General features: G+C 72.3%; 26 protein-coding genes. 16 read left to right on the top strand and 10 right to left on the bottom strand.

What is annotated here, in order from left to right; all coding sequences use genetic code 11:
• Nucleotides 1-111: 111 nt before the first annotated feature.
• The 4 genes from AC5L3X_RS10040 to AC5L3X_RS10025 form a co-directional block, all read right to left on the bottom strand.
• Nucleotides 112-3,684 carry a WD40 repeat domain-containing serine/threonine protein kinase gene (locus AC5L3X_RS10040; protein ID WP_494856539.1) on the bottom strand — a complete coding sequence of 1,191 codons (3,573 nt, stop codon included), beginning with the start codon at nt 3,682-3,684 and terminating at the stop codon, nt 112-114.
• Between the two features lie 69 nt (nt 3,685-3,753).
• Complete coding sequence (locus tag AC5L3X_RS10035; protein WP_189124801.1) at nt 3,754-4,203, bottom strand: nuclear transport factor 2 family protein; 450 nt, start codon at nt 4,201-4,203, stop codon at nt 3,754-3,756.
• 159 nt (nt 4,204-4,362) lie between these two features.
• Nucleotides 4,363-4,824, bottom strand: a complete 462-nt coding sequence (locus AC5L3X_RS10030; protein ID WP_494856538.1) for an SRPBCC family protein — start codon at nt 4,822-4,824, stop codon at nt 4,363-4,365.
• Nucleotides 4,824-5,228, bottom strand: a complete 405-nt coding sequence (locus AC5L3X_RS10025) for an ArsR/SmtB family transcription factor (protein WP_494856537.1) — start codon at nt 5,226-5,228, stop codon at nt 4,824-4,826. The genes AC5L3X_RS10030 and AC5L3X_RS10025 overlap by 1 nt, the downstream gene beginning before the upstream one ends.
• 145 nt (nt 5,229-5,373) lie before the next feature.
• Here AC5L3X_RS10025 and AC5L3X_RS10020 point away from each other — a divergent pair, with 145 nt between their 5' ends.
• From AC5L3X_RS10020 to AC5L3X_RS09970, 11 genes are all read left to right on the top strand, one after another.
• Nucleotides 5,374-5,559: a hypothetical protein gene (locus AC5L3X_RS10020; protein ID WP_494856535.1), complete on the top strand. Its 186-nt coding sequence runs from the start codon at nt 5,374-5,376 to the stop codon at nt 5,557-5,559.
• Complete coding sequence (locus tag AC5L3X_RS10015; RefSeq protein ID WP_494856533.1) at nt 5,556-6,338, top strand: ABC transporter ATP-binding protein; 783 nt, start codon at nt 5,556-5,558, stop codon at nt 6,336-6,338. The genes AC5L3X_RS10020 and AC5L3X_RS10015 overlap by 4 nt, the downstream gene beginning before the upstream one ends.
• On the top strand, nt 6,335-7,321 hold the full coding sequence (locus tag AC5L3X_RS10010; protein WP_494856532.1) for an aliphatic sulfonate ABC transporter substrate-binding protein: 987 nt from the start codon (nt 6,335-6,337) through the stop codon (nt 7,319-7,321). The genes AC5L3X_RS10015 and AC5L3X_RS10010 overlap by 4 nt, the downstream gene beginning before the upstream one ends.
• A complete protein-coding gene (locus AC5L3X_RS10005) occupies nt 7,318-8,154 on the top strand; it encodes an ABC transporter permease (RefSeq protein WP_494856531.1) in 837 nt (278 codons plus the stop codon). Before AC5L3X_RS10010 ends, AC5L3X_RS10005 begins: the two co-directional genes overlap by 4 nt.
• A 3-nt stretch (nt 8,155-8,157) precedes the next feature.
• Nucleotides 8,158-9,336, top strand: a complete 1,179-nt coding sequence (locus tag AC5L3X_RS10000) for an SfnB family sulfur acquisition oxidoreductase (RefSeq protein ID WP_494856529.1) — start codon at nt 8,158-8,160, stop codon at nt 9,334-9,336.
• Complete coding sequence (locus AC5L3X_RS09995; protein WP_494856527.1) at nt 9,337-10,494, top strand: LLM class flavin-dependent oxidoreductase; 1,158 nt, start codon at nt 9,337-9,339, stop codon at nt 10,492-10,494. It abuts the gene before it with no gap.
• A gap of 355 nt (nt 10,495-10,849) precedes the next feature.
• Nucleotides 10,850-11,491: an SPFH domain-containing protein gene (locus tag AC5L3X_RS09990; protein ID WP_494856526.1), complete on the top strand. Its 642-nt coding sequence runs from the start codon at nt 10,850-10,852 to the stop codon at nt 11,489-11,491.
• Nucleotides 11,492-11,540: 49 nt separating this feature from the next.
• Nucleotides 11,541-11,999, top strand: coding sequence for a CBS domain-containing protein (locus AC5L3X_RS09985; RefSeq protein WP_494856524.1), 459 nt, complete (start codon nt 11,541-11,543; stop codon nt 11,997-11,999).
• 265 nt (nt 12,000-12,264) lie between these two features.
• A complete protein-coding gene (locus tag AC5L3X_RS09980; RefSeq protein ID WP_494856522.1) occupies nt 12,265-13,551 on the top strand; it encodes an ArsB/NhaD family transporter in 1,287 nt (428 codons plus the stop codon).
• A 41-nt stretch (nt 13,552-13,592) separates the two neighbouring features.
• Complete coding sequence (locus AC5L3X_RS09975; RefSeq protein WP_494856520.1) at nt 13,593-13,880, top strand: cation:proton antiporter regulatory subunit; 288 nt, start codon at nt 13,593-13,595, stop codon at nt 13,878-13,880.
• A 165-nt stretch (nt 13,881-14,045) separates the two neighbouring features.
• A complete protein-coding gene (locus AC5L3X_RS09970) occupies nt 14,046-14,660 on the top strand; it encodes a pyridoxamine 5'-phosphate oxidase family protein (RefSeq protein ID WP_494856519.1) in 615 nt (204 codons plus the stop codon).
• Between the two features lie 107 nt (nt 14,661-14,767).
• On the opposite strand, the gene AC5L3X_RS09965 is transcribed toward AC5L3X_RS09970, so the two are convergent.
• Both AC5L3X_RS09965 and AC5L3X_RS09960 read right to left on the bottom strand, forming a co-directional pair.
• Nucleotides 14,768-15,034 (bottom strand): DUF1876 domain-containing protein, encoded by a 267-nt coding sequence (locus tag AC5L3X_RS09965; RefSeq protein ID WP_494856517.1) that lies wholly within the window; start codon nt 15,032-15,034, stop codon nt 14,768-14,770.
• 62 nt (nt 15,035-15,096) lie between these two features.
• Nucleotides 15,097-15,375: a hypothetical protein gene (locus AC5L3X_RS09960; protein WP_494856515.1), complete on the bottom strand. Its 279-nt coding sequence runs from the start codon at nt 15,373-15,375 to the stop codon at nt 15,097-15,099.
• A gap of 320 nt (nt 15,376-15,695) precedes the next feature.
• Here AC5L3X_RS09960 and AC5L3X_RS09955 point away from each other — a divergent pair, with 320 nt between their 5' ends.
• The 4 genes from AC5L3X_RS09955 (at nt 15,696) to hypF (ending at nt 20,159) form a co-directional block, all read left to right on the top strand.
• Nucleotides 15,696-16,562, top strand: coding sequence for a universal stress protein (locus AC5L3X_RS09955; protein ID WP_494856514.1), 867 nt, complete (start codon nt 15,696-15,698; stop codon nt 16,560-16,562).
• On the top strand, nt 16,559-17,332 hold the full coding sequence (locus tag AC5L3X_RS09950; protein WP_494856512.1) for a DUF6544 family protein: 774 nt from the start codon (nt 16,559-16,561) through the stop codon (nt 17,330-17,332). The genes AC5L3X_RS09955 and AC5L3X_RS09950 overlap by 4 nt, the downstream gene beginning before the upstream one ends.
• Nucleotides 17,333-17,432: 100 nt before the next feature.
• Nucleotides 17,433-18,089 carry a CBS domain-containing protein gene (locus AC5L3X_RS09945; protein WP_494856510.1) on the top strand — a complete coding sequence of 219 codons (657 nt, stop codon included), beginning with the start codon at nt 17,433-17,435 and terminating at the stop codon, nt 18,087-18,089.
• 9 nt (nt 18,090-18,098) lie between these two features.
• The gene (gene hypF, locus AC5L3X_RS09940; protein WP_494856508.1) at nt 18,099-20,159 is read left to right on the top strand and encodes a carbamoyltransferase HypF; all 2,061 of its coding nucleotides are present in this window, start codon (nt 18,099-18,101) and stop codon (nt 20,157-20,159) included.
• Here hypF and AC5L3X_RS09935 read toward each other — a convergent pair.
• From AC5L3X_RS09935 to AC5L3X_RS09920, 4 genes are all read right to left on the bottom strand, one after another.
• Nucleotides 20,143-20,739 (bottom strand): CBS domain-containing protein, encoded by a 597-nt coding sequence (locus tag AC5L3X_RS09935; protein WP_189124684.1) that lies wholly within the window; start codon nt 20,737-20,739, stop codon nt 20,143-20,145. The two genes, hypF and AC5L3X_RS09935, sit on opposite strands and share 17 nt — an antisense overlap.
• Before the next feature lie 2 nt (nt 20,740-20,741).
• Nucleotides 20,742-21,422, bottom strand: coding sequence for a CBS domain-containing protein (locus AC5L3X_RS09930; RefSeq protein ID WP_494856506.1), 681 nt, complete (start codon nt 21,420-21,422; stop codon nt 20,742-20,744).
• A gap of 118 nt (nt 21,423-21,540) precedes the next feature.
• Nucleotides 21,541-24,147 carry a bifunctional acetate--CoA ligase family protein/GNAT family N-acetyltransferase gene (locus tag AC5L3X_RS09925; protein WP_494856504.1) on the bottom strand — a complete coding sequence of 869 codons (2,607 nt, stop codon included), beginning with the start codon at nt 24,145-24,147 and terminating at the stop codon, nt 21,541-21,543.
• Nucleotides 24,140-25,099 (bottom strand): Acg family FMN-binding oxidoreductase, encoded by a 960-nt coding sequence (locus AC5L3X_RS09920; RefSeq protein WP_494856502.1) that lies wholly within the window; start codon nt 25,097-25,099, stop codon nt 24,140-24,142. The genes AC5L3X_RS09925 and AC5L3X_RS09920 overlap by 8 nt, the downstream gene beginning before the upstream one ends.
• Nucleotides 25,100-25,340: 241 nt before the next feature.
• On the opposite strand from AC5L3X_RS09920, the gene AC5L3X_RS09915 reads away from it, so the two are divergent.
• Nucleotides 25,341-26,714 carry a cytochrome ubiquinol oxidase subunit I gene (locus AC5L3X_RS09915; protein WP_494856501.1) on the top strand — a complete coding sequence of 458 codons (1,374 nt, stop codon included), beginning with the start codon at nt 25,341-25,343 and terminating at the stop codon, nt 26,712-26,714.
• Nucleotides 26,715-26,723: the final 9 nt, after the last annotated feature.

Here is a 26,723-nt window from a genome sequence, read left to right as displayed (position 1 = left end):
CGACATGCGCCCATGCTCGCCGACGACAGACGGCTTCGACGACATACGGTTTCGACCACCTGAGGCTAACGCAGGCCATCGCCCCTTTCGGGGAGGTGGCGACGGCCGCGCTCAGCCGCACACCTCCTGGTAGGGCAGATCGGCTCCCACGTGCTCGCGCCACTCCTCGCGGGTCAGCGCGCGTCCCGCCCGCGCGCACGCCTCCGAGGCCGCGCGCGCCGGATCGACCGGCAACTCCTGTACGGTCCCGTCGCGCCCCGCCACGTGCAGCAGGGCGCCGTCGGGCGAGAACGCGAGGGCGGGCACCGGATCGTCCGAGTCCCGCGGATCGGACAGGTCGGTGACGACGGTGCGGCCATCGCCGAGCTGACGTCCCGTGGCCACGTCGAACAGCGAGACCCTGTCGTCGTGCGCCACCGCCAGGATCCGCCCGTCAAGGGAGAAGACCGCGCCCAGCGCGTCGCCCGGCAGCCTGAACACCCGTCCCGTGGTCCGCCAGGTGCGGCTGTCCCACAGCACCACCGCCCTGTTGCCGTACGGCGAGGCGGCCAGCCCGCCCTTGGGCGCGAGCTCCATCCACCCGCGCGCCAGCGTGCCCGGCCCCTCGGACCGGGGGAGCACCTTCCGCGAGACCAGATCGATCACGTCGGCGCCCGCGGGATCGGCGGTGACGAGGAACCTGCCGTCGGCGCTGAAGGACAGCGCGCCTCCCGCGACCGGCCCGAACCGCATGATCTGTTCGCGCCGCGCGAGGTCGATGACGACGACCTCGCCGCTGCCGTAGACGTCGCCGGGCAGGGTGTGGCTGACGGCGAGCAGCCGGTTGTCGGGGCTGATCTCCATGTCCGCCCGCTCCGTCTCGGAGCTCAGCGGAACCCGGCCCAGCTCGCGCCCGGTGGCGGCGTCCCAGAGCGTGACGCCCTCCGTATGGTCGTCCCAGTGGCCGGTGACGATCGTCCGCCCGTCGGGGCTGACCAGTATGACCGGGCCGCGGTCCGTGGAGATGTCGACGCGCGACCTCGTCTCGGTGAGGCCGGGCAGCGACCAGCCGCGCACGGCGCCGCCGGTCCGGGCGAACAGGGCGTCCACGCCGGCGGTGAACCGCCTGTCCCGGGCCCTGGCCGGCAGGACGAGCGGCGGACGGGTCCGCCGGCCGACGTCGTAGCCGGTCACCCGCCCCGACTCGTCCAGCAGGCTCAGCGTCCGGTTCTCCGGGTCCAGGCGCGGTGGGCCGGTCAGCGTGGACGCGATCGTCAGCCGCAGCAGCGGGGCCCCGTCGTCCAGCCGCCACAGCGACAACGGGCTGCCCGCCTGCCTGCCGGAGGTGATCAGAAACCGGCCGTCGTCGCTGAAGACGGCGTCGCTGACGTCACCGGGGAACACCCGCTCGGCCCGCTTGCCGGTGAACAGGTTCCACAGCTCCGTCCTCGTCCCTTCTCCCACGGCGGCCACGGAGCCGTCGGGGCTGAACGCGAGGACGGGACCGGGCAGGCGCTCGGGAAGCCGCCGGCCCGCGAGTCCTTTCTGGTCGGGGAAACCCCGCAGCGAGGTCTCCGACCGCTCGGCCGTGACCTCGACGGAGCCGAAGCGGTCGCCCGGCCCGAGCCGCGCGTCGCCCAGCGGCTCGGGCCCCCATCCCGTCTCCAGGCTCCGCCGCGTCACGTTCCACAGCCCGACGTAGGGGCCGCCGAGGTTCTGGCGGACGATGAGATAGCCCCCGCCGGGGCTGAACTCCAGACTGCCGGGAAGGCCGGTGGGCAGCCCGGATCCCTCCGGCACGTACCTGCCCTCGCCCAGCCGGGCGCCGGTCCGCAGGCTCCACAGGGCGACCGTGCCCTGCCTGGCGAGCGCGAGCGTGTCGCCGTCCGGGCTGAGCGCGGCGGTGAAGGGGCCCGCGCCGACCCCGCCGAACGTCCGGACCGCTCGTCCCGTCCACACGTCGTAGGCGGTCACCCGATCGGCGCCCGCGCTGACCAGTGTCCGGCCGTCGGCGCTCAGCGCCCGCCCGGCGTTGGCGGACGCCGGATCCGTGAAGACCCGCTGCTCCTGCTGGGCGAGCGAGCTCAGCACCGCCGCCCCCGCCTCGGGCACCGGCGCGATGCGGTGGGCCGCGACGCTGAGCAGCATCGCCTTCACCGGATCGGTCCCGCGCAGCGCGTCGGCCTGGAGCGCGACCCGTCTGGCCGTGGCCTTCGCCCGCTCCTCGGCCAGAACCCGGTCGCTCGCGTCGCTCCTCAGCGACTGCTGCCACGCGAGGCCGCCCGCGGTGAGCGACACGGCGAGCAGGGCCGCGACGCCCGTCGTGAGCAGGCGCCGCCGCCTGGTCCGCCGCGCCGACCTGGCCCGGCTCGCCTCCACGAACTCCTTCTCCGTCAGGTTCAGCGTCAGCCGCGTGGCGCTCGTCCAGGACAGCGCCTGCCGCAGAGCCGACCCCTGGAGGAGATCCTCGGGACGGCGTCCGCCGCCCGCCCAGCGGCGGGCGGCCTCGCCCAGCTCCCGGTGGACCCCGAGATCCGCGCGGTCGCTGCTCACCCACTCGTGCAGCCGGGGCCAGGCGTACAGCAGGGCGGCCCTGGCGAGGGTGACGGTGTCGTCCTGACGCTGGACCAGCGTGGCCTCTTCGAACGCGGCGAGCACCTGTCCGGCGGTCGAGTGCGGCATCTCGGTCAACTCGGTCACCGTCGCGCGGCGCGGCGTCTCGTCGCCGTCGCTCACGTTCACCAGCCGCAGCAGCAGGTCTCGGCCCACCTCGCGGTCGGCGGCCGGCAGCGCCGCGTAGACCTCCTCGGCCACCGTGCCCAGCGCGGGCTCGGCGGCGAGTTCGCGCGGCGGCCGTACGCCCGCCGCGGCCTCGGCGCCCTCGGCGAGCACCGTGTGGCCGCCGCCCCCGAGGAGGGTCAGCAGGAGCCGCTCGGCGGAGGGACGCGCGGCGGGGTCCTTCGAGAGCGTCGCGCCCACCAACTCGCGCAACCCCTCGGGCAGGGGGCCGAGGTCGGGATCGTGATGGAGCACCCGGTTGATCACCGCGATCGTCGTCGGACCGGCGAACGCGTCACGGCCCGTCGCGGCGAAGTAGACCACCGCGCCCCAGGCGAACACGTCCGCCGCCGCTTCGGCCCGGCCGCCGGAGAACAACTCGGGCGCCATGTACATCGGGGTGCCGGTCAGCTCGCCGGTCGAGGTCATCGACAGGCCCGCGGCCCGGGCGATGCCGAAATCGATCACTCGCGGCCCGTCGTGCCCGAGCAGCACGTTCTCCGGCTTCAGGTCGCGGTGCACCACCCCGGCCTGGTGGATCGCGGTCAGCGCGGTGCCCATGCCGACGGCCAGCCGGTGCAGCCCGTCACGGTCCAGCGCGGGCCGTTGCGTCACCGCCCGGCGCAGGCTCGGGCCCGACACGAACTCGGTGACGATGTACGGGCGCTCGCCCTCCAGATCGTGGTCCAGGATGCGGGCCGTGCAGAAGGACGCCACGCGCTGGGCGGCGCTCACCTCCCGGGTGAAGCGCCGGCGCAGCGGGGAGTCACCGGCCAGGTAGGCGTGCAGCACCTTGACCGCCACCCGGTTGGCCGCCCGGTCATAGCCCTCGTAGACGACGCCCTGGCCCCCTGCGCCGAGCCTGCTCGCCAGCCGGTAGCCGCCCAGCCTCGACGGGTCTCCCGGGCGTAACTCGTCCGCGTTCATGATCCCTTGGACGACCCGTCGCGCTGAGAGGTTCGGCCGGACACCGACTCGGCCGGCGAGGGTGATCGATCAGCGATCCGGCCGCAGGCCGGTGGCCGCCCGGCCGGTCTCGGAGTCGACCGGGTAGGAGACGTGCTGGTGGATCATCTTCCACGCGCCGTCGATCCGCTGGAACACCCGGGTGCCGCGCGACCAGAGCTCGACCGGCTCCCCGCCGGGCTCCTGGGCGCGCATGCGGTTGAGCCCCCAGCTGACGGCAAGGTCGTCGCGGACCATGACGCGCAGGTCGGGGATGTCCCAGCGGAGTTCGCCGGCCATCACCTCGAAGCCCTGACGGCAGCTCTCGCGGATGGCTCGCGCGCCCGTGTAGACGAGCGGGGCGTCGTGCTCGTACGAGACGGCGTCGTCGGCGATCTTCGTCATCACGGCGTCGAGATCCTTCGCGGCGGCGTCCCTGAACCACTCCTCGAAGTGCTCCCGGATCTCCTTCTCGGCGGTCTTGTCGGCGGTCTTGCTCATGTCGGTCGCTCCTCGTGGTAGCCGGTCGTGGTCAGGTCGTGGTGGTCGTCGGGGTCGGCCAGGCGGTCACCGGGTGGTCGTCAGGTGGTCACCGGGCGGGTCACCGGGCGGGTCGCCGGGCGGGTCGCCGGGCGGGTCGCCGGGCGGGTCGCCGGGCGGTCAGGTGGTCAGGTGGTGGTCGAGGTTGGCGAAGCACTCCCGCCAGCCCTCGGTGTTGCCGTCGCGCGTGGCCGCCGAGTCGAAGCCGGTCTGCTCGAAGGTCATCTCCGTCTTGGAGCCGTGCTCGGCGAAGGCGACGGTCACCAGGGTCTCGGGGCCGGTGTGCCCGTCGTCGCCCTGCTGGGTGAGGGTGAAGACCAGCCTTTCCGGCCGCCGCACCTCGCGGAACTCGCCGTACTCGCGGTGCCCCTCGCCTGAGGCGGACCGGAACCGTACGTGCCATCGCCCGCCGGGACGGGCGTCGACCGCGCAGTCGGTGACGGTGAAGCCGTCCGGCGCGAACCAGGCGGCGACGTCCTCGGCCTGGGTCCAGGTGCGGAAAACCAACTCGCGCGGAGCGTCGAAGAGCCGGACGATCGAGATGGGAGGGGCTGTGTGGCCTTCGGCGTGAGTGGACGCCATCAGGCTCTCCTTTCGCTGGTGGGGGAGTCGCTCACGAGGGAGTCGCTCGCAAGGCTTTCGCTGGTGGGGGAACTGGTGGGGGAGTCGTCCTCGCGCGGCCGGGTGAGCCGCTCGTCGAGCCGGTCGAAGCGGTCCTGCCAGACCTGCCGGTAGGAGTCGAGCCACGCGTCGACGTCGACGAGGGGCTCCACGCGGATCCGGCTGGGCCGTCGCTGCGCGTCGCGGGCCCGGGTGATCAGGCCCGCGGACTCCAGGACGGCGATGTGCTTGGACACGGCCCGCGGCGTCATGGCGAACGGTTCGGCGAGCTCCGCGACCGACGCGTCACCGTCGAGGAGACGGGAGAGAATCGCGCGCCGCGTCGGGTCGGCCAGGGCCGCGAAGACCGTGCTGAGCGTATCCATGCGAACCTCCAAGTTCCGGAACCAGTCAGTACTATAAGTCGATACTTAATAAAAGACAAGACGGGTTCGCGGGTTCCGGGGAGGCGGCTGTTGACATGCATACCTACTTTTCCTACTGTTTAACTAGGTATTAGCAAGGAGTTTCATGACTGCTTCCACCCCGACGGACTTCACCGACCTCCGCGAGCACGCCCCAGACCTCTGCCGGCGCCTGCGCGTGCTCCGGCGCGTCACCGGGGCGGACGAGGTGCCGGTCACCACCATCACCCACGCGCACGCCGACCGCGTGCGCTCCTACGAGCTGCTGGCCCGAGCCTGGGGGAGCCGGTGAACCCGGCCGGAGTCGGGCTCCGCGGAGTCCGGCACGTCTTCGGCGGCGACCACACGGTCCTGCGGGATCTGGAGCTGGACGTCCGGCCGGGCGAGATCGTGGCCATCCTCGGGCCGTCGGGATGCGGGAAGTCGACCCTGCTCAGGCTCGTCGGGGGTCTCGACCGGCCGACCGGTGGCGAGGTCCTGGTGGACGGCCGCGAGGTGAGCGGGGTGGACGAGCGCTGCGCGGTGGTCTTCCAGGAGCCCCGGCTGCTGCCCTGGCGGGGTCTGGCCGGGAACGTCGCCCTCGGCCTGCCGAGGGGCACCGGACGGGAACGCGGCCGGGAGATCGTCCGCCACTGGCTGGAGGTGGTCGGCCTCGACCGCTTCCACCGGCACCGGCCCCGCCAGGTCTCCGGAGGCATGGCCCAGCGGGCGGCGCTGGCCAGGGCGCTGGCCCGGGAGCCCGGCGTGCTGCTGCTCGACGAGCCGTTCGCGGCGCTGGACGCGCTGACCCGGCTGCGCATGCAGGATCTGCTCGCCGGGGTGCAGCGGGCGTCGGGGACCACGGTGCTGCTGGTCACCCACGACGTCGACGAGGCCCTGCACCTGGCCGACCGGGTGATCCTGCTCGGCGACGAGCCGCCCCGCGAGGGCGCCACCGTCGTGACCGTCGTCGACGTGCCCTACCCGCGTCCCCGAGATCGCGGCCACCCCGAACTGGCGGCACTCCGTGCCGACCTGCTGGACCGCCTCGGCGTCCCCCGGCCCACACCCGTCAAGGAGAACATCCGATGATTCACCGCCGCCTGCCGGCCGTCCTCCTCCTGCTCGCGACGCTGGCCACCGGCTGCGTGGCGGGCGAGGGCCAGGCCGCCGCTCCGGAACAGGCGGAGCTGCGCCTGGACTACGCCTACTACAACCCCCTCAGCCTCGTCATCCGCGACCAACGCTGGCTGGAGGACGGGCTGAAGGGCACCAAGGTCACCTGGGTGCTCTCGGCGGGCAGCAACAAGGCCAACGAGAACCTGCGCGGAGCGACCATCGACGTCGGCTCCACAGCGGGCGCCGCCGCGTTGCAGGCCCGGGCCAACGGCACGCCCATCAAGACCATCGGCGTCTACACGCAGCCGGAGTGGGCGGCGCTCGTCGTGGCCAAGGACTCGCCCGTCTCGGAGGTGGCGCAGCTCAAGGGCAGGAAGGTCGCCGCCACGAAGGGCACCGACCCGTACTTCTTCCTCCTGCAGTCGCTGGGCGCGGCGGGACTGGCGAGCACGGACGTCGAGGTGGTGAACCTGCAGCACGCCGACGGCCGGACCGCGCTGGAACGCGGCGACGTCGACGCCTGGGCCGGCCTGGACCCGCTGATGGCGCAGAGCGAGGTCGACTCGGGCGCCAAGCTGATCTACCGCAACCCCGCCTTCAACTCGTACGGCTTCCTCAACGCCCGCGAGGACTTCCTCAAGGAGCGTCCCGCCCAGGCGCAGGCCGTGGCCGACGCCTACGAGAAGGCCCGCGCGTGGATCGTCGCGCACCCCGGCGAGGCGGTGAGCCTGCTGGCCAAGGAGGCCAAGCTGTCCGCCGACGTCGCCAGGGTGGTGCTGGGAGAGCGGACCAAGGTCGACCTCAGCCCCGTCCCCGGCGCCGACCAGCGGGCGGTGCTGGAGCGCATCCTGCCGACGCTGGTGCAGGAGAGCCAGGTGCGTTCGGCGAAGGAGGCCGAGGCCGCTCTCGACTCGCTGTTCGAGCCCGCGTACGCGGAGAAGGCGCGGGCTTCGTGAGCACCACCCTTGAGCGGGCGCGGCGCCCGCCCGTCGTCCCGGGGGCGAAGCGGCCCTCCTCGCGGGCCGCCGCGGGGCTGCTGGTGCCGCTCGCCGTCCTCGTCCTCTGGCAGGTCGCCACGGCGGCCGGCTGGTTCACCCCGAGTCAGCTGCCCGCCCCGGCGGCCGTGCTGGCCGCCGTCGCCGAGTTGGTGCGGCGCGGCGAGCTGTGGCAGCACGTCGCGATCAGCGGGCAGCGGGTGCTGCTCGGCTTCGCGGCCGGAGCGTCGGCCGGGCTGCTGATCGGCGCCGCCGTCGGCCTGTCCGCGCCGGTCAGGGCGTTGCTGTCGGCCAGCGTCGCCGGGCTGCGCGCGGTGCCCTCGCTGGCCTGGGTGCCGCTGCTGGTGCTCTGGCTGGGCATCGGCGAGGGACCGAAGATCGTCCTGGTGGCGATCGGCGCGTTCTTCCCCGTCTACACCACCGCGTCCTCCGCGCTCGCCCACGTCGACCGGCACCTGGTGGAGGCCGGGCGCGCCTACGGGCTGCGCGGGGTGCGGCTGCTCACCCGGATCCAGCTTCCCTCCGCGGCGCCCGCGGTGTTCGCCGGGCTCCGCCTGGGTCTGGCCCAGGGCTGGTTGTTCCTGGTAGCGGCCGAGCTGATCGCCTCGTCGATGGGGCTCGGGTTCCTGCTGATCGACAGCCAGAACACCGGGCGCACCGACATCCTCCTGCTGTCCATCCTGCTGCTCGCGCTCCTGGGCAAGGCCGCGGACGCGGTGCTGGGGCTGGTCGAACGGCACGTCGTGGCCCCGTCCTCCCCGTCCGCCGGCCCCCGTACGAAGGAAAAGGTGTAAGAGATGACCCAGGTGATCGGCTCCGACGTCGAGGCGCTCGACGTCGCCAGGGAGCTGTCCGAGCACATCGCCAAGGAGGCCGCCGACCGGGACGCCGAGCGCCGCCTGCCCCGGGACGAGATCGAGCTGATCTCGGACCGCGGGCTGCTCGGCATCACCGTGCCCCGCGAGCACGGCGGCGCGGACGTCGCGGCCGTGACCGTCGCCGAGGTGTTCAGGCTGCTCGCTCTCGGCGACCCCAACCTGGCGCAGATCCCGCAGAGCCACTTCGTCTACGTCAACGCGCTCAGGCAGCAGGGCGACCCCGAGCAGCGGCGGTTCTTCTTCGGTGAGGTGCTGGCCGGCAGGAGGTTCGGCAACGCCCAGTCGGAGGCGGGCACCAAACACGTACAGGACTACCGGACCCGGTTGCGGGCCGACGGTGACGGCTACCTGCTCACCGGCGAGAAGCACTACAGCACCGGCGCGCTGTTCGCGCACTGGATCCCCGTGCTCGCGCTGGCCGACGACGGGCTCCCGCACGTGGCCTACGTGCCCGCCGGCGCGCCGGGCGTCGAGGTCGTGGACGACTGGTCGGGGATGGGCCAGCGGCTGACCGCCAGCGGCACGGTCCGGCTGACGGACGTGCGCGTGCCCGCCCGGCAGGTCGTGGCCCACCATCTGACCTTCACCGGCCCCCAGGTGTACGGCGCGTTCGCGCAGCTGCTGCACGCGGCCATCGACGTCGGCATCGCCGGGGCCGCGCTGCGCGACGCCGCCGACTTCGTCCGCACCAGGTCCCGCCCGTGGTTCGAGAGCGGGTACGAGACCGCCGCCGAGGACCCCCTGCTGATCCAGCGCTTCGGCGAGCTGACCATCCGGCTGCGGGCCGCCGAGGCGCTGCTGGCCGAGGCGGGCAGGGCGGTGGACGCCGCCCGGGCCGACCTCACCGACGGCAGCGCGGCGGCGGCGTCGGTCGCGGTCGCCGTGGCCAAGGCGCACGCGGACGGGACCGCGATCGAGCTGGCCGACGCCGTGTTCGAGGTGTCGGGGACGCGGTCCAGCCTGGACGGCCTCAACCTGCACCGGCACTGGCGCAACGCCCGTACGCACACCCTGCACGACCCCGTCCGCTGGAAGGTGCAGCACATCGGCAGGCACACGCTCAACGGCACCCATCCGCCCCGCCATGGAGTGATCTGAATGGATTTCCACTGGTTCCTGCCCACCAACGGAGACAGCCGCCACATCGTCGGGGGCGGTCACGGCCTCCCCGCCGGAGCCGCCGGAGGCGACCGCCCGCCGACCCGTAACTACCTCGGCCAGATCGCCGGCGCGGCCGAGGACCTCGGCTTCGTGGGCGCGCTCACCCCGACCGGCGCCTGGTGCGAGGACGCCTGGCTGACGACGGCGTTCCTGGTGGAAAGGACGCGGCGGCTGAAGTTCCTCGTCGCCTTCCGGCCCGGCTTCGTCAGCCCGACCCTGGCCGCCCAGATGGCGGCCACCTATCAGTGGCACTCGGAGGGGCGGCTGCTGCTCAACGTGGTCACCGGCGGGGAGTCGCACGAGCAGCGCGCCTACGGTGACTTCCTGGACAAGGACGCCCGCTACGCGCGGACCGGCGAGTTCCTGCACATCGTGCGGGAGCTGTGGCGGGGCGGCAAGGTCTCCTACTCGGGCGACCACCTCACGGTGGAGAACGCCCGGCTGGCCCGGGTGCCGGACCCGGTCCCGCCGTTGTACTTCGGCGGCTCCTCGCCGGCGGCGGGACCGGTCGCAGCCCGCCATTGCGACGTCTACCTCACCTGGGGCGAGCCCCCGGCGGCCGTGGCCCGCAAGATCGAGTGGATCCGCGGCCTCGCCGCCGCCGAGGGCCGGACCCTGAGGTTCGGCATCAGGCTGCACGTCATCACCCGCGACACCGCCGCGGCGGCGTGGGCGGAGGCGGCGCGGCTGCTGGACGGCGTCGACCAGGCGACCGTCGAACGGGTGCAGGCCGGGCTGCGGCGCAGTGAGTCGGAGGGGCAGCGGCGGATGCTCGACCTGCACGGCGGCTCACGCGACGGGCTGGAGATCGCGCCCAACCTGTGGGCGGGTGTCGGCCTCGCCCGAGGGGGCGCCGGCACCGCCCTGGTCGGCAGCCACGAGCAGGTCGCCGACCGGATCGCCGAGTACCACGAGCTGGGGCTGAGCGAGTTCGTCCTGTCCGGCTACCCGCACCTGGAGGAGGCGTACTGGTTCGGCGAGGGGGTGCTGCCGCTGCTCGAACGGCGAGGGCTGTGGAGCCACCCGGGCCGCGCCGGCGGCGGGACGCCCGCGCTCGTTCCCTTCGCGGACGTTCCGCGTCTGACGACCGGCTGACCATGCGCGACGTGGTGGCCTGAAGGGTGCAAACGCGCGATATTTGGAGATTTTGGGTGCGTCCGGGGCCGTGGACGCTCGCGGGGACGTACGCTCTTGGGATATCTGACAGCGGCCGGGGCGCGAGGCGGCCCCGGCCGGGCACGCGGCCCCCGGCCGTCGCCGGGCCCGTCGCGGTGACCGATGATCTTCCGTGCGGCCCGATTCGGTGACGCACGTCACCGTCGAACCCTCTCACCTGGCGTTTTTACATGGTGCACCCCCGCCTAGATGGGTGTCAGGCCCAATGGTGGGATCCTCCCGGTTTGACCAGACTGGAGGCACACACAGCCAGGACCGCAGGAGGGAGACGTCAATGGCCGTGCCTCTGACCGGCGCCTGGACGCCGCTCTCGGCGCCCGCTTACGCCGTCGCCGGCGACCCGATCACCTGGGTCATCGTGCTCGTCCTGCTGCTCGCCGTCCTGGCCGTCTCCTGGGTCCGCGTCGTCCCCGCCGGCGAGCGGCTCGCCGTCTTCCGGCTCGGCCGCTTCGCGGGGATCAAGGGCCCCGGGGTCGTCGTGGTGCCGACGGGCGTCGCCCGCGCCGTGCCGATCCCGATGCGGCCCATGCACGTGGACCTGCTGTGGGTGGAGGCCACCACCAGGGACGAGGTGAGGGTCACGGTCAGCGGGGTCGCCCTGGCGTCCGTGGCCGACCCCATCGCCTACGCGGTGGCCGAGGACACCTCCACCGCCGCCACCAGCGCCGTGGCCGAGAGCGAGATCCGCCGGTACGTCGCCCAGCGGGACCTGGCGGAGCTGTCCGCACCGGACGGCGGGGACACGCGTGAACTGGCCGCGAGGATCAGCCGCCGGACCGCCGAGTGGGGCATCGAGGTCGGTCTGGTCGAGCTCTCCCGCGTCGAGATCCCGGTCAGAAGCGACCTGATCCGCTGGGCCGAGAACTACCGGTGCGGCTCGTGCCGTCCGGCCGGGGGGCGAGATGACCAGGCATGAGACGGCACAGTCCCGACCCGAACCCGATCGAGCCTCGAAAGAAGGTGTCATGCAGGCACGCGATATCGCCGTACAACTCCCGACGGTGACTGTGCACGACCCGGTCGCCAAAGCGGTGCGGGTGATGGCGATGGGCGGTCTGCCCGGGCTGATCGTCGTCGACGACAAGTCCCGGCCCCGGTTGGTGCTGCCCGGCACCCAGGTGCTGCGCATGGCGGTGCCCGGCGCGTTCCAGGAGGACCCGGCGCTGGCCAGGACCATCGACGAGGCCCATGCCGACCTGTTCTGGCAGGCGCTGGGCGGGCTCACCGTGGGTGACTGTCTGCCACGCCAGCAGGTCGCCCCGGTCACGGTGAAGCTGGAGGCGACGCTGCTGGAGGTCGCGGCCCTGATGGCCCGCCTGCGCAGCCCTCTGGTCGCGGTGGTGGACCGGACCGGGGAGCTCGCCGGAGCGATCACCCTGGGCCGGCTGCTGACCAGCCTGGCCATGCCGGACCTCGACGACTGAGCGCCCCCCGAGAACTTTCCCTACGTGATCGGCCGCCGCGCGGCTGCGTCGGCGTGCCCATCCGAGGCCTGTGTATGAACCGCCCGGGCCGGTTGAGGTTTCAGCCCGGATTGAGACGCCCAACGTACGGAGGTCTGACTGTGTGTGAATATCGCCTGGCGGTGCCCTTGCGGCATGCCTTGATCCGAGAACTGCCCCGTTCCCGCGCTCGTTTCGCGATGCCTGTTCTCGCCGGGGTGCGTACCGGCCCGCCGGGGCGTGGCCGATGAGCGCGATCATCTCGCTGGCCATTTTCGCGGTGGCGTTCTTCTTTATCGCCACCGAAAAAGTGAACAAGGTCAAAGTGGTGCTCATCGCCGCCGGGGCCATGCTCGTCCTCGGGCTGGCACCCGGGGCGGACGTGTTCTACTCGGAGCACGAGGGCATCGACTGGAACGTCATCTTCCTGCTGCTCGGCATGATGATCATCGTCGGGATCATCAAACAGACGGGTGTCTTCGACTATCTGGCGATCTGGGCCGCGAAGAAGTCCAAAGGGCGGCCGTACCGGCTGATGGTGATGCTGATGATCATCACCGCGGTCGCCTCGCCGTTCCTGGACAACGTCACCACGATCATGCTGGTCGCGCCGGTGACGATCGTCGTCTGTGAACGACTCGACGTGCCGGCGCAGCCGTACCTGATCGCCGAGGTCCTCGCGTCGAACATCGGCGGCGCGGCCACTCTGATCGGCGACCCGCCCAACATCATCATCGGCAGCCGGGCCGGACTGACGTTCAACGACTTCCTCATCCACATGACCCCGATCGTCGTCGTGGTCTTCGTGGCGTTCGTGTTGCTGACGCGGGTGCTGTTCCGCAAGTCGTTCCGCTACAACCCGGACCGCGTGGCCGAGGTGATGGCGCTGCAGGAGAAGCGCGCCATCACCGACCCGGCCCTGCTCGTGCGCTGCCTGGCCGTGCTGGCCCTGGTCATCATCGGGTTCGGACTGCACTCCGTGGTGCACGTCGAGCCGTCGATCGTCGCCCTGGTCGGCGCCGGAGTGATGATCCTCGTGTCGCGCGTCGAGGTCTCGGAGAGCCTGAGCGAGGTCGAGTGGCCGACGCTGGTGTTCTTCGTGGGCCTGTTCGTCATGGTCGCCGGGCTGGTGCACACCGGAGTCATCTCCACCGTGGGCGACTGGGCCGTGAACGCGGTCGGCGACAACTTCTTCGGCGCCGCCACCTCGCTGCTGTTCGGCTCGGCCGTGCTGGGCGCCTTCTTCGACAACATCCCGTACGCCGCCACGATGGCGCCGATCGTCGAGGGACTGGTGGCCCAGGCTCCCGACCCGGTCACCGGGCAGGCGCTGTGGTGGTCCTTCGCCCTGGGCGCCGACTTCGGCGGCAACGGCACCGCGGTCGCCGCCAGCGCCAACGTGGTGGCCATCGGCATCGCCGCGCGGGCCGGTCACCGCATCTCGTTCTGGCAGTTCACCAAGTACGGAATCCTCGTCACGATTCTCAGCTCGGTGATGGCCTGGGTCTACGTCTACCTGCGCTACTTCATGTGAGTCCGCGCCCGGCCCACGACATCGATTGGAGGTTGACCCATATGGACATCACCCACTCCACCGCCCCCGGCATCGGAGTCGTCCATCATGTCCACACCCAGGAAGGGCACGTGCTCTCCGTCATCCATCACCACGACGGACGGCGCACCCTGCTCGTCTACGACGCCGCCCCTGACGCCGCCGACCCCGACCGCCCGGCGAAGACGATCGACCTGGACGGCGGTGAAGCCGACCAACTGGCCGATCTGCTGCACAGCCGGTCCGTCGCCGAGCGGCTGGCCGCCATCGAACGGGCGCTGGCGGGCCGCACCGACGGCCGGCCCAGGTAGGCCGCCGAAGCGGGCAGGCAGATCCTGCCCGCTTCCGGCTGTCCAACGGTGGTCTCCTGACGGGGCCGCATCCCGCCCGGCATGGGCGGGGTGGGGGCGGCCGGCCGGCATCGGCTACTAACGTGGTCACGGGAGTGTCGTCGTGCCGCGGAGATGGAGTGCCAGATGTCGGACAACGGATTCACCGCCGGAGGGCTCGTGCCTGGGCTCGCGGAGCGGCGAGTGGCGCTGGGCCTGACCCGAGAGGCCCTGGCCGAGCGGGCGGGCGTCCCGGTCGCGCACGTCGAGTGCCTGGAGGAGCCCGAGCTGGCCGCCAAGCTGGCGCGGGCGCTGGAGACGCTGGCCGAGGAGCGGGGCGCCAAGCCGTCCAGGCCGGAGCTGGTGAAGCTCGACCGGGAGGAGTGCCTGCGGCTGATCTCGCCGGGCGGCATCGGCCGGATCGGCTACTACGGCCGCTTCGGTTCGACGGTGCTTCCGGTCAACTACCGGGTGCACGACGGGGCGATCGTCATCCGCACGGTCGCGGGCGGCGCGACCGACGAGGACCTGCGCACCGGGCTTCAGGGGGTGGAATACCAGGTGGCGTTCGAGGTGGACCGGCTCGACGAGTTCACGCGCACCGGCTGGAGCGTGCTCGTCCGGGGCTCGTTGCACCACGTCACCGACGACGAGCCGGCCGCGGCGTCGGCCGAGGTGGAGCCGTGGGCGGGCGGCGATCGCCGGCGCCATCTCCGGATCACGCCGTCCCACGTGACGGGACGGCGCATCGTGACCGGTTGAGCGCGCCTGCCCCGGCCTGATCAGCGTCGCGCGCCTTCCCGGCCTGATCAGCGTTGCGCGCCTGCCTCGGCCTGATCGGCGTTGGGCGGGGCCCGCCTCTGGATTGATCAGCGGGACTCGGCCGGGCCGCCGATCCGGGCCACGTCCTCGGCGGCGTCGATGATGAGCTTGTCGGCCAGGTCCATCAGGGCGCGTCCAGCGGCGAGCTCGTCGCCGATCTCGGGCACCGGGCGGTCGCCGGGGTTGCGCCTGGCGACGCCGACGCTCTCGTGCCACCTGGTGCCCTGCGCCGACAGCACCGCGCGGGCCAGGGTCCGCTGGTCGCCGTCGTCCTCGCTGATGTAGATCTGCACCGTCCACTGTTTGACCTGCATGGCTCCCCCTTGGGTCAGTCGGGTCACTGGTTCCGCGGTGGGCCGGCGAAGGCTCGTCGCCTTCAGATCATGGGCGCGAGATCGGCCCGTGCGTTCTCCAGGGCCCCGACGTGCTCCGGGACCTCGACGTTCTTCAGGGCCTCGACATTCTTCAGGCCTGCGACGTGCTCCGGGGCTCGGACGTTTCCCAGGACCCGGATGTTCTCCATCGCCCGGACAAGGGCGAGGTTGGCGGCGGTCAGCGTGCGGACCTGCTCCTCCAGGTCGCTCACCCGCCTCTTCAGCGCCGCCAGCTCGGTGTCGAACACCGGCGACTCCATGATCATGCGGCCACCGATCATGATCTGCTCACCTCCCAGAGAGCTGGACGAACTCATCGTCGCCCGGCGGCACGCTCCGCGGGTAGCGGCGAACGTCACCGCCCGTGAGGACCAATGGCACTGTCCGGTCGCTCGCCCCCGCGCTGAAGTGGGACACGGAAGCCCGCAGGTGCGGGGTTTCCGCTCCTACGGTCGCCCGGAATCGGCGTTACATGTTCAGTTTCCAGCAATTTGGGCATTTTGTCCGCATCGACGATCGGCGGATGACCGCCGGGCACTGAAACGTGGCCGAGCGAGGGCGTCAAACCGCCCGCGTTCCTCGTGACAGGAGGCGAACGGCGATGAGCAGGCCCATCGTGGTCGGGGTCGACGGTTCGGAGTCGGCGAAGGCCGCGCTCGACTGGGCGATCGACGACGCGGCACGGCGCGTCCGGCCCCTGCGGATCGTGCACGTGCGCGAGCCCTGGAAGAGCGAGCGCCCCTTCACCAAGGCCCACGAGGAGCACACCCGGTCCGAGCAGGAGGCCCGGCTGCTGGCCGCCAGTGAGGCCCACGCGCGTACTCGGGCCCCCGGCCTCAACGTGACCACCGCTCACCTCACCGGCGCGGTGACGGAACGCCTGCTGACCGAGTTGGAGACCGCCGACACCCTGGTGGTCGGCAACAGGGGCCTCGGCGGGTTCGCCGGGCTCGTGCTGGGCTCCGTGGGGCTGCACCTGGCCGGGCACGCCCACAACCCGCTCGTCATCGTGCGAGCCCCCGCGCACGCCGGGAACGGCGAGGTCGTGGCCGCCTACGACGGGTCCGACGACGCGGACGCCGCCCTCGAGTACGCCCTGAACCAGGCCGCCGTCATCGGCGCCCGGGTGCTCGTGGTCTACGCCGAGCGCTACCCGTCGCTCGCCCCACAGGGCGCCGGCTACGGGCCGCTGCTCGCCGGCGCGTTCGCCGACGTGGAGACCGAGATCCGGCAACGGCTGGCGCCGTGGCGCGAGAAGTACCCGGGAGTCGAGCTCGTCGAGTCGATCGTCCGTGGGCATCCGGTGCCCATCCTGGCCGCCGCCTCCCGGACCGCCGACCTGATCGTGATCGGGCCGCACGGGCTGGGCGGGTTCGCCTCCGCCGTGCTCGGCTCGGTCACGCACGGCGTGATCCACCGGGTGCACTGCCCGGTGGCCGTGATCCGAGCGCCTCGGAGGCCGTCATGACCACCGTCGTCGCTCCGCCATACCTGACCGATGAGGCCCGCCGCGACTGGCAACTGCTGCAGGCGGCGACCGAGGATCCCGAGCCGTTCGACCCCGTGCGGGCCGCCCTGCTGCCGGAACCCGCGCGGCGCTGGCTGCTGCACGCCATCGCGCCCGGCACCCCGCTGCTGGGAGCCGTCGTGCTGGAGACGCACGGCACGATCCGGCTGGGCGGCTGGCGCACCTTCCACGCCACGCAGGCGCTGCTGCCGATGGTGGGCTTCGTCTGGACGGCCACCGCGTACGTGGGACTGCTGAACATCGAGGGGTTCGACCGCTACCTGAGCGGCGCCGGGGAGATGCGCTGGCGGCTGCTGAACAAGATCCCGGTCATGTCGGGCACCGGCCAGGACATCGACCGGAGCGCGGCCGGGCGACTGGCCAGCGAGTTCGTCATGGCGCCCGCCTCGGCGCTCGATCCGCGGATCCGCTGGAAACCGGTCGACGACCGCCAGGTGATCGCCTGCGTGCCGGTCGGGGACGAGGAGCACGAGGTGACGCTCGACATCGCCCCCAGCGGCAGGCTCGCGGCGGTCACCCTGCGCCGCTGGGGCAACCCTGACCAGGAGAGGTACCGCCACCACCCGTTCGGGGCGCGGTGCGAGGGTGAGGTCACCTTTGACGGGTTCACCCTGCCCGAGTCGCTGCGGGTCGGCTGGTGGCCGGGTACGGAGCGGTGGGCCGGGGGCGAGTTCCTCCGCTTCTCGATCGACGACGCCCTCTACCGATGAGCGCCGGGGCGGGACCTTGGGCCCACGGACGTGGGACGTTCGCCAGTGCCGAGACCGCCCGGCCCACGGCATCGTGAGGGATGAAGAGGAGGTGAGCACGATGGCAATCGAAGTCAAGGACGTCATGGGACGCGTGGCCATCGCCGTGCTCCAGGACGCCTCGTTCGCCGACATCGTGTCGGCGATGAAGCGTTACGCGGTGGGCGCGGTCACCGTGATCGACGCCGACCGGCGGCCGGTGGGGGTGGTCTCCGAGGACGACCTGCTGCTCAAGGAGGCCGATCCCGTACGGCACAGCGTCTCCATGTTCGAGTCGCGCAGGCAGAAGCAGGAGCACCAGAAGGCCGCGGGCGTCACGGCGACCCAGCTCATGACCTCTCCGGCGATCACCATCACTCCCGGGACCCCGGTCCGCGACGCGGCCCGGCTGATGCACGACAAGCGCGTCAAGCAGCTCCCCGTGATCGATCCCGTCACCGGGCGCATCATCGGCACCCTGCACCAGCGCGACGTGCTGCGGGTCTTCCTCCGTCCGGCGACCGAGCTGGAGGCGGACATCCGGGCCCTGCTACCTCAGCGTGACGCGTTCACGATCGACATCGACAGGGGCGTCGTGACCATCGGCGGCCGGGTCAGCTGGAACTCCCAGGTCGTCACGCTGATCGAGTCGATCCGCCGCGTCGAGGGCGTGGTGGACGTGGTCAACGAGCTGACCTACGAGAGGGAAGACCTCCTCGTCGTCCCGCCGGTGCTCTAGGCCCGTCGCATGGCTGTCGAGGAGCACGCTCCCGCGCGGGTCCGGCCGTACGTCCGGCTCCTGGTGACCGGGGCGGGAGAGCGGCAGGTGCCGTACCCGCGCCAGGAGCCCCCAGCCGACCGGGCGACCTGCGACGACTGCCTGCGCGAGCTGTTCGACCCGGCCAACCGCAGGTACCGCTACGCGTTCATCGACTGCGCGTCGTGCGGTCCGCGCGCGGCCATCGCCGAGAGCCTGCCGTACGCGCGGGAGCGCACGGTCATGCGCCACTTCCCGATGTGCGCGACCTGCGCCGCCGAGTACGACGACCCAGGCGGGCGGCGTTTCCGCGCCGAGTCGACCGCCTGCCCGTCGTGCGGCCCCCGGCTGCGTTTCCTCAGCGTCACCGGAGATCAGGCACTCCGGACCGCGGTCGAGATCGTCGCGGGCGGCGGGGTGATCGCGGTCAAGGGCCCCGGCGGCTTCCAGCTCGTCTGCGACGCGATCGACGACGCGGCCGTGGCCCGGTTCCGCGAGGTCACCGGACGCGCGACGGAGCCGCTGCCCGTCATGGTGCGCGACGTGACCAGCGCCGGCGCCCTGGGCCACCTGGCCGACGCCGACCGTCGCCTGCTGCGTGACCCCGCGGCCCCGATCGTGCTGGTCCCGCGCGCGCGTCACGCCGTGCTGTCCGCCGCCGTCTGCGCCGGGACCGCCGGCGTCGGGCTGGTGCTGCCCGGCACACCGCTGCACCACCTGCTGCTGGACGGCCTCCGCCGCCCCCTCGTGGTGGTCACGGCGGACGCGCCCTCCGGCACGGAAGAGGCCGTTGAGCTGGGCGTGGACGGGGTCCTCACGCACGACCGGCCGCTGGTGAGCCGCCGCGACGACTCGGTGGTGCGCTCGCTCGGGTCGCGCTCGACCGTGATCCGCCGGGCTCGCGGCCTGGCGGACGCGCAGTTGCCGCTGCCCGTCGCCGCCCGGCGGCCACTGCTGGCCCTGGGCGCGGAGCGGGCCGGCACGTTCACCCTGGCCTGCGGTGAGCGGGCCGTCCTCGGTCCGCACCTCGGCGACCTCACCGACGCCCGCGCCCTGGAGGCGTACGAGGTGGAGCTCGACCGGCTGCGCTCACTGCACGGCGTCGAACCCGCGCACGTCGCGCATGACCTGGACCCCGGCTGCCTCGCCTCACGGATGGCGAGCCGCTGGCCGAGCCGCGTGGCCGTGCAGCACCACCACGCGCACGTCGCGGCGGTGGCCGCCGAGCACGGACTGCCGGCCCCCTTCCTCGGGGTCGCCTACGACGGGCTCGGCCTGGGCGACGACGGCACCTTCTGGGGCGGCGAACTGCTGCTGGCCACCTACACCGGCTATCAGCGGCTCGGCCGCTTCTCCTACGCTCCGATGCCCGGCGGGGCCGCGGCCGTCCGCAGGCCCGCCCGCATGGCACTCGGCTACCTCGTCGGCGGCGAGACCACCGACCAGCCCATCCCCATGGGGCTCGCCGCCGATCTCCCCGGATTCCCCCCGGTGGACGGCATCCGCCAGGTGATCGCCCGGGGCGGCCCGGTCACCTCCGGCGCGGGCAGCCTGTTCGACGCGGCCGCCGCGCTGCTCGGCCTCTGCCCGGCCGTCGGACACGAAGGGGACGCGGCGGAGCGGCTGGAACAGGCCGCCACCGGCTGTCCCCGCGTGGAGCCGCTGGCCTGGCGGCTGGCGCGGCGTGACGGGCTGTGGGTGTACGACGCCGTGGCCACGCTGCGCGACCTGCTGGAGGCCAGGGCCGACGGTGAGCCGGCCGGGCGGATCGCCGCCGCCTTCCACGCCACGATCGCGGCCGTCACGGTGCTGATGTGCGAGCGGGCCGCCGCCGAGCACGACGTCACCACGGTCTGCCTGTCGGGGGAGGTGTTCCAGAACCGGCTGCTGGCCGCCGACGTGCTCGCCCGGCTGACCCTGGCCGGCTTCGAGCCGTACATCGGCGAGCGGGTGCCGGTCGGCGACGGCGGAGTCAGCTACGGCCAGGCCGTGATCGCGGCCGCCACGCTGGCCACGCCGTCGCGCTCGACGGGACTCACCTCAGATGCCTGACCCGGACGATGCCGGGCACGGTGCGGGCGAGCACGTCGGCGATGCGGTCGGCGTGCGGGTGGGGTGGCCCGCTCAGCTCGGCCACGCCGTCGTGGACGGAGACGTCCCAGCTCGGGCCGAAGGGGTACTGCTCGCTGAGCGCCTCGCGCACGGCCTGGCACAGCTCCTCGTCGGGACGGGCCAGCATCGCCATCAGGTCGCGACGGCTGACCATCCCGACGATCTCGTCGCCCCGCAGGACCGGCAGGCTCTTGATCCGCTTGCCGACCATGAGGTCGATGGCGACGGTGACGTCCGTCGTCTCGGTCACGGTGACCACCTCACCGGTCATGACCTCGGCCACGTGGCGGGGCGGGGGCTCGGCGGGCGTCTCGACGGGACGCGCCGAGGCGCGGGGGTCGGGCTCGAACTCGCCGCGCAGCAGGTCGAGCTCGCTGACCACGCCGGCCAGCCGTCCCTCGGCGTCGACCACGGGGGCCGCGGTGATGTCGTGCCGGTGCAGCAGCCGGACGGCCCTGCGCACCGGGTCGGTGCGCAGGACCGTGACGACCGGACTGCTCATGACCTCGCGGACGAGCATGGCTAGTTGCCCTCCCACTTCGAGTCGTCCTGCTTCCAGGTCAGGTTGTCGATCACGTCGACCACGCCGTTGACGCGCTGGGTCATCCGGGCCGCGATGCCCGCCTCGCTGCGGCGGTCCATCCAGCCGCCCAGCGTCACCACGCCCTGGTGGACCTCGACGGTGACGTGGGAGGTGTCGACCCACAGGGCCCGCTCCAGGATGTCGTCCCGTACCTCGGCGGCGATGTCCTCGTCGGCGCGCAGGAACAACTTGACCAGGTCGCGGCGGCTGACGATGCCGACCAGCCTGTTGTCGGGGTCGACGACGGCCAGCCGCTTGACGTCGCGGGAGTCCATCAGGCGGGCGGCCGAGACCGCCGACGCCTCCGGGGAGACGCTGATCGCGGGCGAGCTCATCAGCTCGGCGGCGGTGTCGCCCGCGGCCTTCTGCCTGCCCTTGGGGTGGCGCAACCGGGCGCGCAGCGGCGGCTGGTAGCCCTCGCGGTAGAACTGCTCCCTGAACTCCTCCTTGCGGAGCAGGTCGGCCTCCGACACCATGCCGATGACGTGGCGGTCGTCGTCCACCACGGGCACGGCGCTGATGCCGCCCGAAATGAGCGTCTCGGCGATGTCCTTGAAGGGGGTGTCGCCTCTCACCGAGGCGACTTCGGTCGTCATCACGTCCTTGACGGTCATCCTCATGACTACCTCCTTGGGGTACTCCCATCACACCTCGCGGAGCGGCCCACCCGTAGGGGCGGAAGTCCCGATCCGCCCGGCCCTTGGTCAGTGCGGACGGCCGGTCAGCGCAGACGGCTGGTCAGCGCAGGCGGCGCAGCAGCGGCGACGGCTGCGGCAGGGACGGCGCGACCCGGATCCGGGCGTCCACCGTCGTGGCGCCGCCGGGAGTGACGATCACCGGGTTCAGGTCGAGCTCGGTCACCTCGGGCAGATCCTCCAGCAGCCGGCCGATGCGCACCAGCTGCTCGGCCAGGGCCTCGACGTCCACCGGCAGCGTGCCCCGGTAGCCGTGCAGGAGGGGCGAGCAGCGCAGCTCGTCGATCATCTCGACGGCCGTGGCGCGGCTGAGCGGCGGCACCCGGAAGGACTGGTCGGCCAGCAACTCGGCCGTCACGCCGCCCATCCCGACCATGACCAGCGGCCCGAACGACGGGTAGTTGACCCCGCCGATGATGATCTCGACGCCCTTGGGCAGCATGGGCTGCACGATGCCGCCGGTCATCTCGGGGCCGATCCGCGCGGCCATGTCCGTGTACGCCTGCCGTACCTCCGCCACGCTCCCCAGGTCGAGCCGTACGCCGCCCACGTCGCTCTTGTGCACCGGGCCCGTCGCCTTCAGCACGACGGGCAGCCCGACCCTGGCGGCGGCCTCGGCGGCGGCCTCGGGGCCGTCCACGTCCACGGTGGGCACCAGGTTCAGCCCGTAGTGGCCGAGCAGGGCGGTGGTGTCGGCCGGGGACAGCCAGCCGCCGGCGGGGGCCGCCTCCAGCTCGGCTCGTACGATCTCCCGTCCCGCGCGCTCGTCGACCCGGGGCCGGGGCTCCGGCTCCTCGGCCGGGCGGGCCCGCCACTCGGCGTAGTGGACCGCGTGGGCCAGCGTCTCGACGGCCTGCTCGGGGAAGGCGTAGCTGGGGATGCGGTCGTCGATCAGCCCGTCATGGCCCACGACGCAGGCCACCACGGTCTTGTCGGTGTGCTCGGTGGCGGCGGCGATGGCCCGGCGGGTCTCCTCCAGCCCGGAGCCGAACGGCGGCGTGTAGACGACCAGGATGGCGTCGATGTCGGGAAACTTGCCCAGGGTCTCGATCGCCGCGCCGATCTGGCCGGCCGGCGCGTCGGCGGTCAGGTCGACCGGGTTGCCCAGGGCGGCCGACTCGCCGGCCTCGATCAGCCCGGCGGGCAGCTCGGGGACGACGAGCCCGTGCAGCTCGCAGGCGTCGGCGGCCATCGCCTCGGGGCCGCCCGAGTTGCCGACGATCGCGACGCGGCGGCCCTGGGGGAGCGGCTGCGTGGCGAGCAGGCGGGCGGTGTCGATGAGGTCGTGCACGCTGTCGAGCCGCAGCACTCCCGAGGCGCGGACGAGCGCGTCCACGGCGACGTCGGGGCTGGCGGCGGCCGCGGTGTGCGAGCGGACCGCCCGGTCACCGGCGCCCGACCGGCCGCTCTTGACCAGCAGGATCGGTTTCTTGGCCGAGACGCGCCGGGCGATGCGGGCGAACTTGCGCGGGTTGCCGAACGACTCCAGGTAGAGCGCGATCACGTCGGTGTTGTCGTCGTCCTCCCAGTACTCCAGCAGGTCGTTGCCGCTCACGTCGGCCTTGTTGCCGACGGACACGAACGACGAGACGTTCAGCCGCTCCAGCAGCGCGGCGCCGACGGCGCCCGACTGCGACATGAGCGCGACGCGGCCCGGGACCGGAGCGTGCGGCAGGAAGCTGGCGTTGAGCCGGGCGGGGGTGCTCACGACGCCCAGGCAGTTGGGGCCGACCAGGCGCATCCCGGCGGTGCGGCAGATCCGCAGCAGGTCGGTCTCCACGTTGCGCAACCCGGCCTCGGCGAACCCGGAGGTCAGCACGACCAGCCCGGACACCCCGGCCTCGGCGCACTCGCGGGCCACCTGCAGCACGTGCCTGGCGGGCACCGCCACGACCGCCAGGTCCACGCCCGTGGTGATCGCGCCCACGTTCGGCAGACAGGTCAGTCCCTCCAGCGTTTCGGCGTTGGGGTTGATCGGATAGAGGTCGCCGGTGAAGCCGCCGTCGATGAGGTTGCGCAGCACCCGGTGGCCGACGCTCCGGGGGTCGCGGCCGGCCCCGATCACGGCGACCGACCTGGGGGCCAGGACACGGGCCAGCGAGGCGCGCTCGGCCTCGTGGTCGCGGGCCTCGATGCCCGCCTGCAGCTCCGGCGTCGGCAGCGCGTCGATGCTGATGTGCATCGAGCCGCCGTCGAACCGGCGCCGCACGTCCAGGCCGAGGTTCCGCAGCACCCGGATCATCGTCTGGTTCTCGGCCAGCACGTCGGCGATCAGCTCGTCGACGCCGTTGGCGGCGGCGTCGAGCGCGACGTGCTCCAGCAGCAGCGTGCCCAGCCCGACGCCGTGCACCGCGTCGTCCAGCAGGATCCCCAGGTCGGCGGAGTGGTCGTCGATCGGGATGTACTCGGCGACGGCGACCAGCCGGTCCCGCATGGTGGCCACCATCGCGCGACCCCGATAGGCGGGGCCGGTGAGCCGGTCCATGTAGGAGTGGGCGGTGTTGCGCCCTCCGGTGAAGAACCGCAGGTAGGCCGAGCGCTCCGACGAGCGGTCGACCAGCTCGTGCAGAGCGGGGCGGTCGCCGGGGGTCAGGGGGCGCACATGGGCGATGCCGCCGTCACGCAGCAGGACATCGTAGCCGTCAAACATGCGAACTCTCCAGTTCGGTGGCGGGGCGGCGCGGACTGCGGGCCACGTAGGGGCCGTAACCGAGCCTAATGATCATCTGAGGGTGTCCGCGCCGGTGGTGCGGGTCCCTGCGCTGACGCATGTCGCGCAGGTCGAGGGGCTGGTTGAGGAAGGACGCCGACAGCCCGTACCTGGTGGCGACCAGCAGCACCCGTTGCAGCGCCTGCCCGGCCCGCAGCCAGTCGATCGGCCGGTCGCCCGGCGTGGTGAGCACGGCGAGCTGGGGACGCTCCTCGAACCGGGCCTTCGTGGTGTGCCGTCCGAAGTCGCGCACGGGAGCCGGCTCGCCCGTGGGGCGCGGGCCGTGCACGTAGGCGGGGACGCCGTCATAGCGCGCTCCCGGCATCGTCCACGCGGCCAGTTCGGCCTGGTAGTCGTGGTCGCCGGACAGCTCCTCCTCGGCGATCGCGGCGTAGTCCATGATGTCGGCCGCGCCGCGCCGGTCGAGGGGCAGCAGGTTGGCGCCTTCGCGGGAGGCGGCGATGCGCAGCTCGGCGATGACCGACGACGGCACCGGGCGCGAGTAGTAGGGCTCGCGGTTGGTGCGCCGCTCCCAGATGAGGTCGTACAGCTCGCGCTGCTCGCCAGACGACGGGCGGGCGTCGGTCATCCGCACGGCGGCCAGCAGATCGGGCTCCTCATCCGGGCTGGGCAGCAGCCAGACCACCGGGCGCTGCCCGGCGGCCCGCACCGCGAGCCGCAGGTTGAACAGGGCCGCGCCGCAGCTGACGTGCAGGGAGCGGCCCCGGGGGTCGCTCACCCGCAACCGCCGGTCGGGGTCGGCGAACAGCTCGACGATCTCGTGACGGACGACGTCGAAGCGCCAGGGCTGGGTGTTGAGAACCGACGGCGCGTGCCCGGCGGCGACCAGCAACCGCCGGACGCCCAGCTCTGTGGCGAGTGGGGTAGACATGACACACCTCCTACCCAGACGCTCGCGTAGGTCCCATTGTGCCGGGAGTGCCGGAGGGCCCTCGGGTCGGTGCCAAAGGTCCCTGCCTGACGGCGGGCGAAGAGCCGGCTAAGGCCCTGCGTGCGGACCGCGCCACAGGTCAGAGCGGGTTCAGGCGGACGGAAAGGAAGGACCAAGGTCCCATCGGGATGGGGTCTGCCGGCCCTACGGGTGGACAGCGGGCGTGCACGACCCTGCTGGCATGGATGTTCTGGACCTTTCGCGGTGGCAGTTCGGCATCACGACCGTCTACCACTTTCTGTTCGTACCCCTGACCATCGGGTTGTCGATCCTCGTGGCCGGGCTGCAGACCGCCTGGCACCGTACGCGGAAGCCGGAGTATCTGCGGCTCACCAAGTTCTTCGGCAAGCTCTTCCTGATCAACTTCGCGATGGGCGTGGTGACCGGCATCGTGCAGGAGTTCCAGTTCGGGATGAACTGGAGTGACTACTCCCGCTTCGTCGGCGACGTGTTCGGCGCCCCGCTGGCGATGGAAGGGTTGATGGCCTTCTTCCTCGAATCCACCTTCATCGGACTGTGGATCTTCGGCTGGGATCGCCTCTCGCCCCGGTTGCACCTGGCCACGATCTGGATCGCCGCGATCGGCACCAACCTGTCCGCCTACTTCATCCTGGCGGCGAACTCCTGGATGCAGCACCCGGTCGGCTACCGGATCAACAACGGCCGGGCCGAGCTGACCGACATCTGGGCCGTGCTCACCAACTCCACCACGCTGGTCACCTTCCCGCACGTGATCTTCGGCGCGTTCATCGCCGCCGGCGCGTTCGTGCTGGGCGTCAGCGCCTGGTTCCTGCTGCGCAAGCGCGACGTGGACATGTTCCGCATCTCCGCCCGGATGGCCATGGTCGTCAGCCTGGTCGCCGCGATCGGCGTCAGCCTCTCGGGCCACTGGCAGGCCCAGATCATGACCGAGCAGCAGCCGATGAAGATGGCCGCCGCCGAGGCCCTGTGGGAGGACGAGACCTCGGCCGGCTTCTCGCTGTTCGCCGTCGGCGACGTCGAGAACGGCCGCAACCACGTCAACCTGCAGATCCCGTACGGCCTGAGCCTGCTGTCCACGAACACCCTGGACGGCAAGGTCGAGGGCATCAACGACATCCAGGCCCGCTACGAGGCGCTCTACGGCCCGGGCGACTACCGGCCCGTCGTCGGACTGGCCTACTGGTCGTTCCGGCTGATGATCGGGTTCGGCATGCTCTCGGCGCTGGCGGCGCTCGTCGGGCTCTGGCTGACCAGGCGCGGCAGGCTGCCCGCGAGCCGGTGGCCCTACCGGCTGGCCATCGTGGGCATCGGCCTGCCGTTCCTGGCCAACACCCTCGGCTGGATCTTCACCGAGATGGGCCGCCAGCCGTGGACCGTGTTCGGCCTGATGCGGACCGCCGCCGCCGTCTCACCCGGCGTGGACGTCGCCGAGGTGGCGATCACGCTCGTCGGCTTCACCCTCGTCTACGCCGTGCTCGCCTTCATCGAGGTGCGGCTGATGCTCAAGTTCATCCGCATCGGGCCGCAGGAGGAGCAGGAGCCCGACTCCGCCGTCCCCGCCCTCAGCTACTAAGGCCCTCGG

The sequence above is a fragment of the Nonomuraea sp. CX421 genome (genome assembly GCF_059358955.1).
Note: the sequence above shows the minus strand (reverse complement) of the source record. Positions and strands in the feature narration are given on the sequence as shown.

Bases quoted from the DNA above. Each gene is read 5' to 3' on its own strand.
- AC5L3X_RS09955 (WP_494856514.1), top strand. From the start codon at position 15,696: ATGAGCAGGCCCATCGTGGTCGGGGTCGACGGTTCGGAGTCGGCGAAG.
- AC5L3X_RS10035 (WP_189124801.1), bottom strand. From the start codon at position 4,203: ATGAGCAAGACCGCCGACAAGACCGCCGAGAAGGAGATCCGGGAGCAC.
- AC5L3X_RS09965 (WP_494856517.1), bottom strand. From the start codon at position 15,034: ATGCAGGTCAAACAGTGGACGGTGCAGATCTACATCAGCGAGGACGAC.
- AC5L3X_RS10025 (WP_494856537.1), bottom strand. From the start codon at position 5,228: ATGGATACGCTCAGCACGGTCTTCGCGGCCCTGGCCGACCCGACGCGG.
- AC5L3X_RS10030 (WP_494856538.1), bottom strand. From the start codon at position 4,824: ATGGCGTCCACTCACGCCGAAGGCCACACAGCCCCTCCCATCTCGATC.
- AC5L3X_RS09980 (WP_494856522.1), top strand. From the start codon at position 12,265: ATGAGCGCGATCATCTCGCTGGCCATTTTCGCGGTGGCGTTCTTCTTT.
- AC5L3X_RS10040 (WP_494856539.1), bottom strand. From the start codon at position 3,684: ATGAACGCGGACGAGTTACGCCCGGGAGACCCGTCGAGGCTGGGCGGC.
- AC5L3X_RS10010 (WP_494856532.1), top strand. From the start codon at position 6,335: ATGATTCACCGCCGCCTGCCGGCCGTCCTCCTCCTGCTCGCGACGCTG.
- AC5L3X_RS09920 (WP_494856502.1), bottom strand. From the start codon at position 25,099: ATGTCTACCCCACTCGCCACAGAGCTGGGCGTCCGGCGGTTGCTGGTC.
- AC5L3X_RS09915 (WP_494856501.1), top strand. From the start codon at position 25,341: ATGGATGTTCTGGACCTTTCGCGGTGGCAGTTCGGCATCACGACCGTC.
- AC5L3X_RS09960 (WP_494856515.1), bottom strand. From the start codon at position 15,375: ATGATCGGTGGCCGCATGATCATGGAGTCGCCGGTGTTCGACACCGAG.
- AC5L3X_RS09990 (WP_494856526.1), top strand. From the start codon at position 10,850: ATGGCCGTGCCTCTGACCGGCGCCTGGACGCCGCTCTCGGCGCCCGCT.
- AC5L3X_RS09995 (WP_494856527.1), top strand. From the start codon at position 9,337: ATGGATTTCCACTGGTTCCTGCCCACCAACGGAGACAGCCGCCACATC.
- AC5L3X_RS10020 (WP_494856535.1), top strand. From the start codon at position 5,374: ATGACTGCTTCCACCCCGACGGACTTCACCGACCTCCGCGAGCACGCC.
- AC5L3X_RS09950 (WP_494856512.1), top strand. From the start codon at position 16,559: ATGACCACCGTCGTCGCTCCGCCATACCTGACCGATGAGGCCCGCCGC.
- AC5L3X_RS09970 (WP_494856519.1), top strand. From the start codon at position 14,046: ATGTCGGACAACGGATTCACCGCCGGAGGGCTCGTGCCTGGGCTCGCG.
- hypF (WP_494856508.1), top strand. From the start codon at position 18,099: ATGGCTGTCGAGGAGCACGCTCCCGCGCGGGTCCGGCCGTACGTCCGG.
- AC5L3X_RS10000 (WP_494856529.1), top strand. From the start codon at position 8,158: ATGACCCAGGTGATCGGCTCCGACGTCGAGGCGCTCGACGTCGCCAGG.
- AC5L3X_RS09975 (WP_494856520.1), top strand. From the start codon at position 13,593: ATGGACATCACCCACTCCACCGCCCCCGGCATCGGAGTCGTCCATCAT.
- AC5L3X_RS09930 (WP_494856506.1), bottom strand. From the start codon at position 21,422: ATGAGGATGACCGTCAAGGACGTGATGACGACCGAAGTCGCCTCGGTG.
- AC5L3X_RS09945 (WP_494856510.1), top strand. From the start codon at position 17,433: ATGGCAATCGAAGTCAAGGACGTCATGGGACGCGTGGCCATCGCCGTG.
- AC5L3X_RS09925 (WP_494856504.1), bottom strand. From the start codon at position 24,147: ATGTTTGACGGCTACGATGTCCTGCTGCGTGACGGCGGCATCGCCCAT.
- AC5L3X_RS09985 (WP_494856524.1), top strand. From the start codon at position 11,541: ATGCAGGCACGCGATATCGCCGTACAACTCCCGACGGTGACTGTGCAC.
- AC5L3X_RS09935 (WP_189124684.1), bottom strand. From the start codon at position 20,739: ATGCTCGTCCGCGAGGTCATGAGCAGTCCGGTCGTCACGGTCCTGCGC.